The organism is Pseudoalteromonas sp. SWYJ118, assembly GCF_015864505.1.
Taxonomy (GTDB): domain Bacteria; phylum Pseudomonadota; class Gammaproteobacteria; order Enterobacterales; family Alteromonadaceae; genus Pseudoalteromonas; species Pseudoalteromonas arctica.
In genome coordinates, this window is the sequence record NZ_JADYXC010000005.1 from 62,317 (window position 1) to 79,299 (window position 16,983).

At 40.1% G+C, this 16,983-nt stretch carries 8 protein-coding genes and 2 pseudogenes; 1 reads left to right on the forward strand and 9 read right to left on the reverse strand.

Features of this window, described 5'->3' with window-relative positions; genetic code table 11:
* Position 1: 1 nt before the first annotated feature.
* Together I6F48_RS07365 and I6F48_RS07370 are read right to left on the reverse strand one after the other, a co-directional pair.
* Complete coding sequence (locus I6F48_RS07365; protein WP_165725853.1) at positions 2–766, reverse strand: 2,5-didehydro-3-deoxy-L-galactonate 5-reductase; 765 nt, start codon at positions 764–766, stop codon at positions 2–4.
* Between the two features lie 31 nt (positions 767–797).
* A complete protein-coding gene (locus I6F48_RS07370; RefSeq protein WP_165725812.1) occupies positions 798–1,820 on the reverse strand; it encodes a zinc-dependent alcohol dehydrogenase in 1,023 nt (340 codons plus the stop codon).
* A gap of 290 nt (positions 1,821–2,110) precedes the next feature.
* Between I6F48_RS07370 and I6F48_RS07375 the strand changes: the two genes are divergently transcribed.
* On the forward strand, positions 2,111–4,063 hold the full coding sequence (locus tag I6F48_RS07375; protein ID WP_197119161.1) for a CRTAC1 family protein: 1,953 nt from the start codon (positions 2,111–2,113) through the stop codon (positions 4,061–4,063).
* 70 nt (positions 4,064–4,133) lie between these two features.
* Here the strand turns inward: I6F48_RS07375 and I6F48_RS07380 are convergent.
* The 7 genes and pseudogenes from I6F48_RS07380 to I6F48_RS07410 form a co-directional block, all read right to left on the reverse strand.
* Positions 4,134–4,630 (reverse strand): annotated as a pseudogene (locus tag I6F48_RS07380) (helix-turn-helix domain-containing protein).
* A 115-nt stretch (positions 4,631–4,745) separates the two neighbouring features.
* Positions 4,746–7,109 (reverse strand): annotated as a pseudogene (locus tag I6F48_RS07385) (alkaline phosphatase D family protein).
* A 530-nt stretch (positions 7,110–7,639) separates the two neighbouring features.
* On the reverse strand, positions 7,640–11,110 hold the full coding sequence (locus I6F48_RS07390; RefSeq protein ID WP_165741745.1) for a TonB-dependent receptor: 3,471 nt from the start codon (positions 11,108–11,110) through the stop codon (positions 7,640–7,642).
* A gap of 210 nt (positions 11,111–11,320) precedes the next feature.
* Positions 11,321–13,660 carry an alkaline phosphatase D family protein gene (locus I6F48_RS07395; RefSeq protein ID WP_166419028.1) on the reverse strand — a complete coding sequence of 780 codons (2,340 nt, stop codon included), beginning with the start codon at positions 13,658–13,660 and terminating at the stop codon, positions 11,321–11,323.
* Positions 13,661–13,727: 67 nt separating this feature from the next.
* The gene (gene galE / locus I6F48_RS07400) at positions 13,728–14,756 is read right to left on the reverse strand and encodes a UDP-glucose 4-epimerase GalE (RefSeq protein ID WP_197119162.1); all 1,029 of its coding nucleotides are present in this window, start codon (positions 14,754–14,756) and stop codon (positions 13,728–13,730) included.
* 10 nt (positions 14,757–14,766) lie between these two features.
* Entirely contained in the window at positions 14,767–15,921 is a 1,155-nt protein-coding gene (galK, locus tag I6F48_RS07405; RefSeq protein WP_165727477.1) for a galactokinase, read from the reverse strand.
* Positions 15,918–16,973 (reverse strand): UDP-glucose--hexose-1-phosphate uridylyltransferase, encoded by a 1,056-nt coding sequence (locus I6F48_RS07410; RefSeq protein WP_197119163.1) that lies wholly within the window; start codon positions 16,971–16,973, stop codon positions 15,918–15,920. The genes galK and I6F48_RS07410 overlap by 4 nt, the downstream gene beginning before the upstream one ends.
* Positions 16,974–16,983: the final 10 nt, after the last annotated feature.

Genomic DNA, 16,983 nt, shown 5'->3' on the forward strand with positions numbered 1-16,983 from the left:
GCTATCTCCCCATCCATCCGCCATCAACCAATAAAATAGCGCCGTTTACATAACTAGCAGCCTCAGAAGCCAAGAACACTGCGGGCCCTTTAAAGTCTTCAGGATTCCCCCATCGACCTTGTGGAATGCGCGCTAAGATGGCTGCATTACGCTCTTTGTCATTGCGTAATGCTTCAGTGTTATCGGTATCAATGTAACCTGGCGCAATGGCATTTACATTAATGCCTTTGCTAGCCCATTCATTTGAAAGCGCCATAACCAATTGCCCAATAGCACCTTTACTAGCTGCGTAACCCGGTACTGTAATACCACCTTGAAAGGTAAGCAAAGAAGCTGTAAAAATAACTTTACCCTCGCCATGTTCTATCATTTGTTTGCCTATTTCGCGGCTTAAAATAAATTGAGCATTTAAGTTAACTTCAATCACTTTATCCCATAAATCATCACCATGCTCAGCCGCAGGAGCACGTAGGATTGTACCTGCATTATTAACTAAAATATCAATTTTTGAAAAATCACTTTTTACATCATTAATAAAAGAATAAAGCGCATCACGATCACCAAAATCACATTGGTAGGCTTTAAAGTTTCGGCCAAGGGCTTTAACTTCTTTTTCTACTTCTGAGCCTTCAAGCTCTAAGCTTGCAGATACACCAATAATATCAGCGCCAGCCTGCGCTAAACCTAGTGCAATACCTTTACCAATACCGCGCTTACAACCTGTAACTAGGGCTACTTTGCCTTCTAAGCTAAATTTTTCTAACATATTATTCATTTTAATACCTTTATAATTTTTATTATTGTGGATTACATTCAACAAGCGCTTTCATGCCTTCTGGATTTCCATCCATACTCGCAAATGCACTACCAATATCAGTTAACGAACTAACCGAACTAATGAAAGGTTTAAGATCTATTTGGCCCGATGAAATTAATTCGATAGCCCAATCAAAATCGGCCGCTTCGTATACACGTGCACCTAATAACTCCAACTCTTTCCAAAAGAATTGAAATAAATCGATTTCAGGTTTAACACTATGAATAGCCACCATTACTATACGACCCCGACGCCCTGCTATTTCGGTCATAGCCTCTATTGCGGGTTTTACGCCTGATACTTCAAATACAACATCTGCACCTTTTGTTTGTGTCCAACTATCTACATAGGCAGCTAAATCTTCTTCAATGGGATTAACCGATTTAACACCTAGCTCATCGGCAAAAGCACGGCGGCTTTTGTTAGGCTCAGACACGAGTACTTCTGCACCAACACTTTTAGCAACCGCAGCAACTAATTGCCCAATTGGCCCGCCACCAAGTACAACCACTTTCTCACCCGCTTGTAAGCGCGAGCGTCGTACATCATGGCACGCAACCGATAAAGGCTCTATTAATGCGCCTTGTTTTAAATCAACGCCTGCTGGTAATTTATGCAAAGTACGCGCTTTAACTGTCCAGCTTGACTGAAAAGCACCTGGTGTATCTATTCCCATAAACTTTAAGTTTTGACAAATATGCGTATGCCCTGCATTACACGTAGGACAATCGCCACACCAATCTAATGGGCGTACTACCACGTTTTCCCCTACAGCAAAGCCTTCAACGCCTTCACCTATTTCTGCAACAACACCTGATATTTCATGGCCAATTGTTTGCGGAATAGACACTCGTTGATCCATCACGCCATGGTATATGTGCATATCAGTACCGCAAATCCCAACGTATCCAACACTCAATCTAATCTCACCCGCTTTAGGTTTAATAGATGTGCCTTCAACAATGTTAAATGACTTGTTGCCTATATATTGTGCAGCTTGCATATTTTTATACCTTCAAGAATGTTTAATTAAATAGTAACCAAGTAATGCATCATTAAAACAATGCCGATACGAGGAATATCAAAGTGAACTATCACACCTCAATATGGTTTATTGTTAACAATTTACACCTAGGTATGTTGTTTGTAAAGCCACTCTTAATATTTAATATAACTTCAGAGCAGTAAAGCGGGCCTGTTAAAAACATTAAGGCTTGAGTAATAAAATTTACTTGTATGTTTTACTTTCAACCTATATTGTCAACAATTAACACAATGTAAAGAGGGACTATAGTGATTAAAAACAAAAAATCAATTCTTAGCTTACTGATAATTAGCGCTATAAGCTTAGCGGGATGCAGCCAAAACACACAAACGCCCAGTAGCCAAACAAGTAATAACGTTGTATTTTCTGATGTGTCTGAACAAGCAGGCTTAATAACACAAAAAAACTGGAAGTATGGCGGCCCTACCATTGCCGATATAAACAGTGATGGTCATTATGATCTGCTGCTAACAAATCACGACACCACCCCTATTCGTTTATTTATGGCAAATGGAGATGGCACATACACACTACAAAACGATATTTTTCCACGAGCAGATCTACACGGTATGTCGGCCGGTGATTACGACAACGATGGCGATCTCGATGTACTTATTGCACTAGGCGGTGGAAATGGCACCACACCTCAACCCCAGCGACTACTTAAGAACAATAATGGTAAATTTGAAGATAAAACTGTTGAAGCTGGCTTATCTAAAATGGGGGCTCGCGGGCGCTCTGTGCGCTGGGTTGATGTAGATGCCGATGGTGATCTTGATTTTATACAAGTAAACGCCGAAAAATTAATTCACGAAAACTCACCACGCAATATCATTTTTGAAAATCTCGGTAATGGAAAGTTTACTTATCACCCATCAGCTACTTTTGAAAATATAAAAGCCGAGCGTGTATTATTAACCGATTACAATAACGATGACATACTCGATATTTTTGCTTTTGATGGATACAACGATTTAACTATTTATCAAGGTAATAACGACTTTACCTTTGCCAATGTTACTAAAGATCTATTAGGTGCAAATAGTGAAGCCTACAAAGGCACGCTCGCAGTTGCACAAGCTGATATAGATAACGACGGCGATATAGACTACTACCTTGCTCGCGGAAAGCTAAGCTACGCTATCGCTAATAACAGTCTATCGTTTAATAAAGGCAGCAAACGGCTAGACCTGCGTGATGAAGGTAATAAAAGCCACGATGGCATAACACTCATTACCGACAACACAAACTCAGGAAGTCTTATACTAAGTGACTTTTATCACTTCCCGCGTGCCAAGCTATTAAGCCAAATGGATGTATACATAGGTGAGAAAAAAGAACTAATAAATACACCTAGTAAAAACACCACCATTAGCCAGAAAAAAGCGCAAGGGTTTCCAACTAAGCTTGATAAAACCGGCTGGTACATTGGGTATTTAGGGAATAATAAATGGCGAGTGGAATGGGTACTTACCGACAACCTTGCATGGGATGTACGCGCATCATTCAAAAATGTAAAAAACTATCAAAGCGATTGGCAACCACAAAATCTCGCCCTTCCTGATGTATTACTACGTAACGATAATGGTAAGCTGGTTGATATTTCATCTAAATTATCAGCATTAACAAACAGTAATAACTGGGGAGTTGTACCCGGCGATTTTAATAACGACACAAAAATAGACTTTATGGTCTATCGCTTTGGCGAACTAAAAGAGCGAGTTGCTGATGTTTTACTCATTAACCAAGGTGATTACAAATTTAAAGCAACAATCACTCACAACGCTGATACCGAACGTGGCTTAGACTCACACGGCGATATGGGAGCCGCATTTGACTTTAACCTAGATGGAAAACTCGACCTACTAAGCGGAGATGAAGATAACGGCCAATGGCATTTATATAAAAATACCACTGAGTTAAGTCACGCCCACTTCACCCTTATTAGAGTTGGATACTCAAAAAGTGGGGTTGATCCGTATGGTGCAAAAGTACAAATTAAAACAGCAACTGCGAACCAATATCAAGTTATTGGCTCACAAAGTGCTACTCACTCGCAAAGCTTACTTAATATTGTGCATTTTGGATTAGCACAAGCTGATACGCTTTCATCAGTTGTAATTACATGGCGAGATGGCAGCCAAAAAACGCTCACTAATGTTAAGGTAGACTCACTAATAAAAGTGGGAGAATTTAAGTAAGTCCTGTTTAATATGTACTAGCTCAGGCTTGATCTGACAGTTACCCATTTTTCTAATGATGACTGTTAGTTTAGATTTGAGCTAAATTATTTTCTGCCCAAACCGTTTTTCCATCCAGTGATGTTTTAAGTGGTGTTCGACCGCAACATACTTTCCCTTGATGAGTCCGATCATTGTTGTAGTAATCCATCCATTCGTCCAGATCTTTTTATAGTTCTTCCTTAAGCGTATAGCTAACAATTGAACGAACACCACTACCTGAAAAAAACACGCCTAATTTACGAAGCTCATTGCTGCTTCTATGATGGCCGTGAGCAGGATAGTCAACTGCATATTTAATGACGGCTTGCTCTGTTTCTTCGTCAACGCGATTCTTTATATTTAGTGTACGGTGGTTCTTTTCGATTAACGCATCAATCCCCCCTCATTAACGAGTTCTTGATAACGATAAAATGTATCTCGTGATACGCCCATGACTTTACAGGCTCTTGATACATTGCCTAGTTCTTCAGCAAGGTTAAGTAAACCGGCTTTGTGTTTTATGGTTGGGTTGTTAGTGTGCAACATGAGAGTTACCTTTTTGTTTGTTTTGATTTAAAGATTCGACACCTTTATCAAAACGGGTAACTCTCACTTTTTTCAAGTTGAATTGTCAGATATTGTCTGAACTAATACATATAAGTTAACTTAATATATTTTTGCCTTTATTCTCTTGTTGATGAATAGTTACTGGCCATCCTGGATACTGATTACTTGCTTTACCATCGGCTATATCTATTAAAAACTTATATGCTTCCATTGTGTATGTCAGCTTTTCAGAATCAAATGTAATAAAGCCAAAACCACTCCCTTTCTCATGTGCCTTTACATAACGATTACTGGATTTACCAACCTGTGGATTTCCTACCGCATAGACATAAATCTTATTACCGAAAGTGTCATTATATTCGCCAGTTTCGCCAAGGCCGTGTGCTGGCCGGTTTTGGTAAGGCATGCTCATCGAATCAGGTTTCCACCATCTTGGCCAACCGGCAGAAATAGCTGGCGTACAAAAAGCCCAATTGCTATCTCTTTGCTGGTTTACGCCATATTGCGATAAAGAACCTAAATGGGTATCTCCACAAATATGTAACGCCATAGAGTCACGCATTGCGTCAATTGCACGGTTACGTGCAGATGCAGGCCAACCACTCGAATCAAAATCATATTTCAAGAAGCGATCAGGTAGGGGCTGATGAGTAGAAATAGCAGCAAACACCGTTTGACTTAATACCGCTTTTAATTTATGCCCACGCCAATCGTTACCCCACTTTATAAGAAAGTTCTCTTGGCGGTTTCCTAACAGGTCTAAGCCGGGGGGATTGAATATAGGATTATAAAAAAGTGGGTCTTCATCTTGTCCCGTTTCGCCAACCGCAACATTAATACGCTCTGGGCCACTTTTCCATTGTCTGTCGGCAAGAATCGCAAAACCGACACCGCCATATAGCATAGTGCCATAATACGAGCTAATACCATTAGTTGGCGTTGGATCATAAGGATCTGGATTATGGTTGAGAGTGGTTTTATGTATCATATTTATCACGCGTGCAGAATCAATATAACCACCTAATGCACTTGCTGAAGGGTCTTTGGAAATGTTTTCCATCCTTGCACCACCTTCCCCCCACAAATTACCTTGGAGTACATCATGATCATCGGGCAAACAAATTGTCGGTTGATTACGCATTACCTCTTTGAAAGCCAAGCCAAACTGATAGAATTTGCGTAAGTAATTTAAAATCGCTAAATTATCTGGAGTACGAATTACACCAAATCCGCCATGACTTTCATAAATTTGATCACCAGAAAAGAACACCAAATCGGGGTTTAGTTTTTCGACATTTTGAGCAACAGGTTGGTACGGAAAACCATAATCATTTTGACACGTGAGCGCGGCCATTCGTAATTTTTCACTCGCTGGGTTCGCTTTTATAATCCCTGAATATATATCTGGGGTTTGTGTACCATCTGTGTGTTTTTCACGGTATACAACCCGAAAAGGCGTATCGCGTGTTTCATCCCAATTAGCAATACGAAAGGTCGCCAACCAGCCATCATGGTCTATGACTTGCGAATCAATAGCGAGTCACTGATCATCACGCTGTATTTGTAGTTCTATTTGCTGATTATCTTGTTCACCTATAGGCCCTGTGTAAGCACTCAACTTCATCACAAAGCCTTCATCACTCAATGTATCGTTTAACGAATACATAGTCCAAAGTATCGGACCAAACGCTTGTTCATCTATTACTGAAAATGCTTCACCTTGCATGGTCCAATTACTAAATTTATATCGTGCGCCCAACTTGTCTTCAGGTGCATTTTCATATGTGACGGATGGAATCGAAAAGTTACTCACCAACGCCACATTGCCTAATAATTCAGTGGCTGCAGCCAAATGAGTGAGAGTACCTATCACTTTTCCTGACGACGTTAAACTAGCCGTTAACTCTAAAGCCATGGCACCTGATTGAGGTGTTCCAGTCAGCGTTAAAGTAACAGCTTGATCCTCTATCGGAATCGATATAGGCACGGTGTTATTGCCTAACACTAAATCGTTGTTTTTAATACCAAGGTCATAACCCTGCTGTACAAAACAATTACTACGGTATTCATTTAATTCACTTTTAGCACCAAGACGAATACCCGCGCCACCATCGTTGCTGTTTTGCTCTAAGCGAGACACTTGCACCGACATTGTAAAAGATTGGTCAAGATGCGCTATTTGGTGAGTGAGTGAATGAACACTACGATTACCACCTCTACTTCTACATTCAGCAGCACCATTAACTACGCGCCAATCCTCCATTGGATTAGCCCAATATTGTTTTCCAAGCCATACTCTATCATACGTTTTATACCAATTATCATGATGAGATTTAGTACCGCGGGTAGTTGTTGAAGCCACTGTCCCAAAACTGCTAGTGCAACCAGAAATTCCTGTAGCAGCAACACCAGCAGCAAGCATTTTGAGGACTGAACGACGAGATATGTTTTTGTTCATAGTTTTAATCTCACAAATCAAATATTGTTAACAGTAAACAAACTATATTTGATTTTTTACTAAAGATCAGCATTTTTTTTTTCTAAAAACGGTTACAAATTGATAAAAGTTAATTGCAAGTATTATCAGAGATGTTTACCTAGACACTAAATATTTTAGCTAGCTTGTTATAAAAAGGTATTATTGCAGATAGTTTTCTTAACCCGCCCTATATAAAGCTTTGTTTAGATAACCGATTAGAGCTTCCCACTATGAGAAAACTACAGTAACAATTTCTAAAATGAGATAGATTCTCCACTTTCAGTTAATAAATTTTTTGGGCTTGTTTATAAGTCATATCGCCTTTTTCTACAGCGTCGACAACTTGCAATTTAAAGCCTAATGAATAATCTCGTGTGTTCTTTTAATCGGTGTATTATTTGACTTGGTCATAATAAGTCCTAAATGTGTAAACACATTTCAGGACGAGACAAGTAACAAAAGCCAAAAAGCCCGCAGAAATGCTGCGGGCTTTTTATTAGATTAAAAATTTAGAAATTAATACGGGTATTAAGTCTCAATGTCCGGCCTGTTTTATATGCGTAAACAGTACGTGATTTAGTTGCATCGCCTTCAAGCGGGCTGCCTTCAGAAAACGTTTGGCCACCAGCATTTAAGAAACGACTGGTAAAGTATTGTCTTACGCCTTCGTCGGTTACATTGGCAACTTGTAGTGATACCGTCATGTAGTTATTTACTTTATAACTTGCAGAAAAGTCGAGCGTTTTACGTCCCTCTTCCCACAGCGATCCGTTTTCCCATGAGCGTTGTACTAGCTGATCGGTTGTCCCTTGGTAAGATAGACGTAATTGATGACCATCTTTTTCCCAAAAACCCGTTACGTTGTAGCTATGCTCTGGCGTATAGGCAACAGCCAATGAAGGAATTTTTACATTATTATCAATCGATGATACTTCTTGATCGTACTTACTGTCTTGATATGTATAGTTAGCCTGCAAGCCAAGGCCGGACCAAATACCCGGTAAGTTATCGTAGGTTTGCATGTATTGAAGCTCTAACCCTTTAATACTTGCCCCTTTACCATTTTTAATTCGGGTGGTGTTAAATTTGGCACACATTTGCTCTAAGTCGCCCGAATACATCCACTCTTTTTGATAATCCTGGCCACCTTGAAAACGCTTAGGCATACATTTTTCTAAGCTATCTTGGCCTGCAATAAGTACTAAATCGTCTGGGTTATAAGATTCGCCCTCTTCGAGTCCCACTCCACGTAGGTCATCCATGTAGGTAACAATCGTTTCAGACTCTTCAAAGTTTGTCATGTCTTTATAAAATAATGATGCTGCTAATAATCCCGAATCGTTGAAATACCATTCATATGATAAATCAAGGTTTATTGATTCAAGTGGATCGAGTTTAGGATTGGTAAGCGTAATTGAGTTGTTACGGTTTTCACCGCCCCATTGTGTTTCTCTTACTTTAAAACCAGGACGTAGTGAATCTATTTGTGGACGAGCCATTGTTTTAGATGCTGCAAAACGAATAATGGTGTCTTCACTTTGCAAGTAGTTAATATTGATACTGGGTAAAAACAAATCGTAGTCGTGCTCACCAGTTACTGCAAACGAGCGTAAGCTTCTGTCTTCTGTTGGTAATAAGTTTCCATTTGCATCAAATTTACGCTCGCCATATATCCAGTTTTTTTCGGTTGATACATCAGAATGGCGCCATAACCACCACTCAGATTCATTTGGATTACCACGTACAGCGTTAGGATCATGACACGCGCCTTGAGCAGGAATAGCCACATCGTCTGATTTATCAATAGTGCCTTTTGTGTCGTAGCCTAGACCATCGGTTCTCGACCAGCGTATTTCTTCGTTGTAATCTGCACCATAAAATTGCGTTGCAGCACACAGTGGTAAGCTAGTATCACGCAACTCTGCTAATTTAAATGGGTCCATTAAACGAGCATTATTTGAAGGGTCAAATGCAAACTGTACACCCGATGCACCTTGCACTTCTACAGTCGTTTTTACATAACGCACACCCACATCACCTGTAACACGTCCATCTGCTAATTCAAAATTTAGCTTGGTGTAAAATGCTAAGTTATCTAGCTCTGTATTGCGAGTGTTTGAATCGTCTGTGGCAAAAGCAACTTCTGGACTCCCTAAAGCTACTTCAAATGCTTTAAAAGCCGAAAATCGATTCCACCCATCGGTTACATTGTCGCGGCCATAACCTAAATCAGCCATAAAATCGTCAACAGGAAACCCTTCACCGTTGGTTATTAAATCACCAGAAATATCTCTTAAACCGCTACCAAGTACTGCAGGTTGGCCTGTTGCAGGGTTTATAACTACAACCCCCTCGCCTACACTATTAAAGGCACCTTGCTGAGCATCTACATATTTTGTACGTTTTGACCATTTTGCACCAAATTCAATTGAGCGTACATAGCTTGTGTCAAGCACGTAATCAAAATCGACAAAGAGCGATTTTTGTTCATCTTCGACTTCGTTGAGGGTTCTGCCCATGTACGATAAATGCTGCGCTTTTAGCTCATCCGGATTAAATCCCGTGGTGCTGTAGTTATCCCATAGATTTGTTGGGTCACCAAAAGTGTCGTTTTCGCCGTAATCAATTAAGCCGGTGCCTGTAACTAATTTACACGGACCGCCTGCTGTACAGTCATAACCAACAGGCTCCATATCCTCTGGTGGCACATTTACTAAGCTCCATGCACTAATATTGGCAAAATTTTGCAGTGCAACGTACACTGAGTTTTCTGGTATTTGCTGCGTTTTAGAGTACCCAACGCCAGCTTCCATCGAAAATGAGTCACTAAAACCGTGATTCATATCAAGTGAGTAAACTTGGTTTTTATTTTCAAATTCACCTTCTGACTGCACTAAACCACCGTTACCAAAGCGGTTGATAAATTTAGTAAATGTATTCGTTTTTAAATCGATTGTACGCCAGCTAGCTTCAGGATCAGTAAATTTAGCTGTCACGCCAGAAAGGCCTGGGTCTTCACCTTCAACTAAGTTTTTAGTTTCCATTGAGCGCGTATTAATACCATGCATTGAGTTATTAACATCTTGTTTTGCAAGGTTTGCGTTAAAGTTAAACTCTGTGTTTTCACTTGCTCGCCACTGCAAACCTAAGTTAATACTGGTGCGGTCATTTTGACTATCAAAAAGCTGATAATTAACTAAACGAGGTGTAATACCTACCGCATTTTCAACAACGTTGCCATTTGTATCTGTTGCTAAAGGCGACTGAACTGCTGTCCACTCTGTAGCAGAGTATTGGTCTTTTCGGTATTCGTTAGTCTCTTTAACTGCAGTAAAAACCACGCCAAAGGTATCGTCAAAAAGCTTTTTCGACATCGTACCCGATATTTTATAATTTTCTTTATCAGATAAATCGTTGTACCTACCTTCTAAAGTCATAGTGGAAATTTCATAATTTAAATCAAGCGGCTTTGTAGTCGAAAGATTGATATTTGCGCCTAGCGAACCCTCTTCATGATCTGCACTCGGTGTTTTTACCACTTCAATTTTAGATAAAATATCGGATGAATACTGCGATAAGTCTACGCCTTGGCTAAAACCTGTAGAACCTAATTGCACACCATTCATGCTAATATTGTTTTGTTGTGAGTTAGCACCACGCACAGATATTCGTGCACCTTCACCATCAACGGATTGTACTGATACACCAGTTACACGCGAAAGCGCATCAGCAATATTTTGATCGGTAGACTTACCTATATCTTCCGCGTTAATCGAATCAACAACGTTTTCAGCAAAACGCTTATCATTAATAGATTTTTTGAGACTGGCGGCTAACCCGCTGACTTCAATTATTTCAATATCGGCTTCTACTTTCGGTTTTTCTTGTGTGCTTTCGTCTTGCTTGGCGTAAACCAATTGTGTTGCAAGTACTGCAGCTGTAATCGCGCTCAACTTGAACGCTTTGTTGATGATTGTCATGTGTGTTCCCTTTCTAAGGTATTATTATGTTGTCAGGTTAATCTTTTGTAAACAATAATATAATAACCAAACAATTGTCAACTGTATTTTGTTAACAATATTTATTTGATTATAAAAAACCAACTTAATGCGTAAGCATTAAATTGCTCTTAAGTAACAGTGTTAAAGTAAATATTTACACAGAGTTTATCGTCAATAGTTCTAGCCTAATCAAAATTCTTTTATATACGGCCAACCAGTAAACTGCTTTTCTGTTGATGGATCTGTATTCCACTCCCAGCACTCTAATTGATAATATTTTTTTGCATGGTTTATTTTAATAATTCCATAACCTTCACTTTTTAAGTTTCTGTCAGCTAAAAACTTACCCCACGTTGTATTTTGTTTAGCAAAAAGTTTATGCGTAACTTTTGGGTTAGCTGCCGCTAGAACTCGCATTTTATTGCCAAACGTGTCGGTAAAATCACCGGTGTTTTTGTCGTTGTTTCGCTGATTTGGTAAAGGTGCGTAGGGTTCAAACCATCGCTGCCAAAATGCTGCGCTAGCTGGGCCTGCAAAAAACAAGCTGCCATCATCAAAAGTATTGATTCCTTGATAGGCAAGCAATCCGAGGTGTTGATCTCCCGCAATTACTAATGCGTTAGCGTCACTTACTAGTTTTACTGCGCGTGTACGCCCATCAGCCGGGTAGCCATTTGCATCGTAATCTATTAATGCTTTGCCATTTTCATCGGTTTGAGGCGACCCCCACATGGAAGCTGTAATACATATTTTAGGTTTACCCGGGTGCATAGTTTGCCAGTCTTTTAAAAAGGCTTCTTGGCGTTTACCTAATAACTCACCCGTTGTGGCAAGCTTATTAGCTTTGTAGTCAGGTGGCGTTTTAAATTTACGATCCTCAACCATCGCAAAACTAATACCGCCATATTCAAATGCAGCATAACTAACCGGAATATCATATTTTATCGGTGTGGGATCGTAAGGGTCCGGATTATGCCCATTTTGCATACGGTAGATCATTCTAACAAGGTCTTTGTCCCACTTATAACCGCCGTCTTCCTCTTTTAGCATATCGGAGTGATCGCCACCATCGCCCCACAAGTTACCTTGCAGCACATCATGGTCATCAACTAAAACAAGTGTAGGCTTATCTTTTATACTATCGGCAAACGCCCAGTACCATAAGTACCATTTATATAAGGTATCTAGTTTGGCATCTTTGGTGTGGCGACCATAGCGAGTCGGGTATGTTTCGTAGTACTGATCGCCACAAAAGACATACATATCAGGGTTATGGTAATTAGCATTTTCTACAAGTTCAGTGTGAGGAAATAAAATATTGTCTTTGGTGTAACGTCCTAAATCGCGCTCGCTACTAATAAGGCGTGTGTAATGTGTGTTGTCTAAGCTTTTGGAGGTAGGAATAATACAAGAGTACAATGCAATCGTGAATTCTTTAGTATTTTGTGGGTCCTTAGCAATAGTGCCAAAGTATAAAGTGTCTTCAGGCTTTTGTGGGTTAACAATTCTGTATTGAGCTTGTTTTAAATAGTTCCAATTACTTAACCTAAACCTTGCTACAAACCCATCTTCAATTTTTGCTGTGCCTGCATGCTGCCAATCCAATTGGTTTTCAAACTTATATTGCAGCTCTACGCGTGAAAATTCTTTAATATTAATAGGCATTAACTGACAAGATAACTTGAGTACCTGTTTATTAACGCTATACATACACCCCATAACCGGGCCTAAGGTATTGGCATTATTTAGAGTTATTTTACCGCCACCGGTTTCAATATCACTAAACCCCCAACGTGCGCCTGCTACAAAAGGCTCTGAGGAGCTTAATAACGAAATCCCCCCTTGCAGTTGTTCTGCGGGTACTTTGTGAAGTACTGCAAATCCTAACTCCTGGGCTGTATTTGTGTTACTTGCCACAAGACGAATATCAAAATGGTGTGCATCTATTGGGTCTAAATGGCAATCGAGTGTTATTTTATCGCCGCTTTTATATTGTTGTATATTAAATGGAGTACGATTAATAATAGTAAAATCAAGCGCTTTGCTTTCATCATCAAACTGTCTAAATGATAATTTACCTAAACTGTCAAAGGCGGCAATTATTCCGCCATTTTCGCCACCAGCTCGCTGTGCTAAAGCAGCACCTTTAGCTGATAGCTCACCTTTGCCAATTCCTAATAAAAATCCACAAAAGCCCTCTTCATTCGGTGTTAAATTGCGTACGGTGGCTTTTATACGCCCACTTTGTAATGAGCCATTAAGTTGCCTGGTGAGTAACGATACAGTACGCGCTTCAAAATCTTTTCCTTCTCGGGTACATAAAAGCTCATTACCTATACGCTGCCAATCTTGTAGTCTGTTGCCCCAAAAATGCTTACCAAGCCACACCTGCTTACTAAAATTCGTATTATCTAATGGCGCAGTTGAGGTTAAGTCACCTCGGTATGATGCAAATAATCCGCTGCAACCACTTAACAGGCTTGAACTTAGTAGACCAGCGCTGAGTTTTAAAAAACTTCTCCGTTTCATTTTAATCACCTTTATTATTGTGTGTGGATTAGGGCGCCTTGTGTAGACAGTGCTTTACATAAGGAAGTTATACATTTGGATAGCCATTAGGGTTATTACTTTGCCAGCGCCATGTGTCTTTCATCATGTCTGCGAGGGTATATTGACATTGCCAGCCTAAAACAGACTGGGCTTTAGATGAATCGGCCCAAAAGGCAGCTAAGTCGCCATCTCGACGCTTTACAATGTCAAAGTTAATATCAACTCCGGTATACTCAATAAATGCTTTTACTATGCCAAGCACAGAATAAGGAGTACCAGTGCCTAGGTTAAATGCTTCATATAGACTGTGGTGTTGCTCGCCAAGCCATTTAAGGGCTTTAATATGACCATTGGCTAAATCACTAACGTGTATATAGTCACGCTCACATGTACCGTCTTCAGTAGGGTAATCGCCTCCAAAAATAGCTAATTTGTCACGTTTACCTACAGCAACTTGAGCAATAAAGGGCATTAAATTGTTAGGAATACCTAATGGGTCTTCTCCTATTTGGCCGCTAATATCTGCGCCAATAGGATTAAAGTAGCGCAGGCTGGCTACTTGCAAACCGGTATTTGAGGCGACTATTTCTTGTAGTATTTGCTCAATCATTACCTTTGTTTGCCCATACGGGCTTGCTGCACGCCCTAGAGGTAAACTTTCGGTATAAGGCACCGATGCGCCTTGTCCATAAACTGTAGCTGATGAGCTAAACACGAGTTTATCAACATTATATTTAAGCATGCATTGGCATAAATTTAAGGTAGACACCAAGTTGGTATAATAATACTCAAGTGGTTTTTCTATGGATTCGGCTACCGCTTTTAAACCTGCAAAGTGAATAACCGAATCAAATTTATGCTCGCTAAACGTGGCAGACAACTTATCGTTATCAAGTAAACTGGCGTGAATAAATTCAACTTTTCGCTTTGATAACGCTTCTACGCGAGTTAGCGATTCACGACTCGAGTTACTTAAATCGTCTATTACTACTACGTCAAAACCATCTTTTAATAAGCTTAAAACAGTGTGGCTGCCAATATATCCCGCCCCTCCTGTTACCAGTACTTTTTTCATTAGATTGTCCTTATGCTCTTATAAGTGATACACCAGCTGAAGGTACGCTTGTGTAAATCGTTTCTTTTAATCCTGTTTGTTGCTCGTACTGCGTTTCAATAGCACTAATTACATTCTCTACCAAAAAATTAGGAACAAACGCCACTACACAACCACCAAAGCCACCGCCCGTCATTCTTACGCCGCCGTGTTCATTAATTACTTTTGCGATAATATTCACAAGAGTGTCGATTTGGGAGGTGGTTATTTCGAACAAATCACGCATAGAGGCATGGCTTTGTGCCATTAGTGTACTTAGTTTGGTTATATCGTTATTACTAAAGGCTTGCATGGCTTCTAATGTGCGCGCATTTTCATACACAATGTGCTCTACACGCTTGGCTACTTCAACGCTTAATGTATGTTTTTTTGCCTCAAACTCATCAATACTTACATCGCGCAAGCTCGGTTTAGACAAAGCTTCTGCCCCTGCATAACATTGCTCTCGGCGTAAGTTATATTCGCTATCAAGCAAGCCTCGTTTAACGTTTGAGTTAACCATTAAAATAGTCATCTTTGGGTCAATGCTCACTTCAATTAAATCAAGTGAGCGGCAATCTATACCCAATGCTTGTCCTTGCTGACCACACGCCGATATAAGCTGATCCATAATTCCACAGTTGCAGCCCACAAAATTGTTTTCAGCGGCTTGTGCAATTTGAGCTATGTCTTTTCGCTCAATAAACAATTCACATAAATGATTAAATGCATAAGCAATACCTACCTCAAGTGCAGCCGATGAACTAAGACCAGCTCCTTGCGGGACATTACCTGTGATGCATATATCGCAGCCACTGAGTTTATGATTTCGTTTTTGCAGTTCATCAACTACGCCGCGAACATAATTACTCCACGTTTGCGTACTGTGGCTATTAAGCGGTTTATTTACTAAAAAGTTGTCGGTTTGGTTATCGCAATCAAGTGCAAGTACATTTACTACATCGTCAGTTCGAGGGGACACCGCAATGTAAGTAGCGTATTCAATGGCACAAGGCAGTACAAAACCATCATTGTAATCGGTGTGCTCACCAATTAAATTAACACGCCCTGGGGCTTTGACAACAAAGTCGGCATCGCGTCCAAAGTGGTTTGAAAAAGCTAACCGTGCGCTTTGTTCAACATTCATTTAGTGTTCTCTTTATAATGCGTTAGTGATTGTTTCTTCAAAATAGTGGCAGCTTGCTCGGGTGTAATATCACGCTGTGCTTCGGCCATCATCTCGTAACCAACCATAAATTTTTTAACACTGGCTGATCGTAGTAATGGCGGTAAAAACTGCGCATGTAATTGCCAAAATAAGTGGCTTTGACCATCATAAGGCGCGCCATGCCAGCCCATAGAGTACGGAAATGAACATTGAAATAAGTTATCGTAACGAGTTGTTATATTTTTAATAATTTCAGCTAGACTACTTTGTTGAGCGTCTGTCAGCTGTATCATTTGAGTAATCGCAAACCGAGGCAATAGCAGTGTTTCAAATGGCCATGCAGCCCAATAAGGCACAACCACCAGCCAATCATCGTTTACACAAACCACGCGTTCTTGCTTTTCAATTTCACGTTTTGCGTAATCAAGCAGTAAATTACTTTTATACTTTTCGTAATATCGTTTGAGGTTTTCGTGTTTACGCGCAACCAAACTAGGTAATTTATTTTGTGCCCAAATTTGACCATGTGGATGTGGGTTAGAGCACCCCATTACAGCGCCTTTATTTTCAAATACCTGAACCCATTTGTAAGTTTTTGATAACTCTATGCATTGCTCTTGCCATGTGCTTACTACATTTGTAACTTGCGAAACACTAAGCTCTGGTAGTGTTTTTGCATGATTAGGCGAAAAACAAATAACACGCGCAGTGCCACGCTCTGTATGCATACTAAATAGGGGATCGGTTTGCTCCACATCAGGCACACCTTCACGCAAGGCGGCAAAGTCATTAGTAAACACAAAGGTGTTTTTGTAATCTGGATTTACTTCACCGTTAATACGCGTATTGCCTTTACATAAAAAGCAGCTTTCGTCGTATTCTGGTTTAACCTCAATATCTACACTTTCTTCTTGACCTTGCCATGGGCGTTTAGCCCGGTGTGGCGACACCAACACATATTCATTTAATAATGGGTTTAAACGCCGGTGTGGATGCTCTGTCGGGTTAAATTGATTTTGTTGCTCACTCATTCTTTACTTT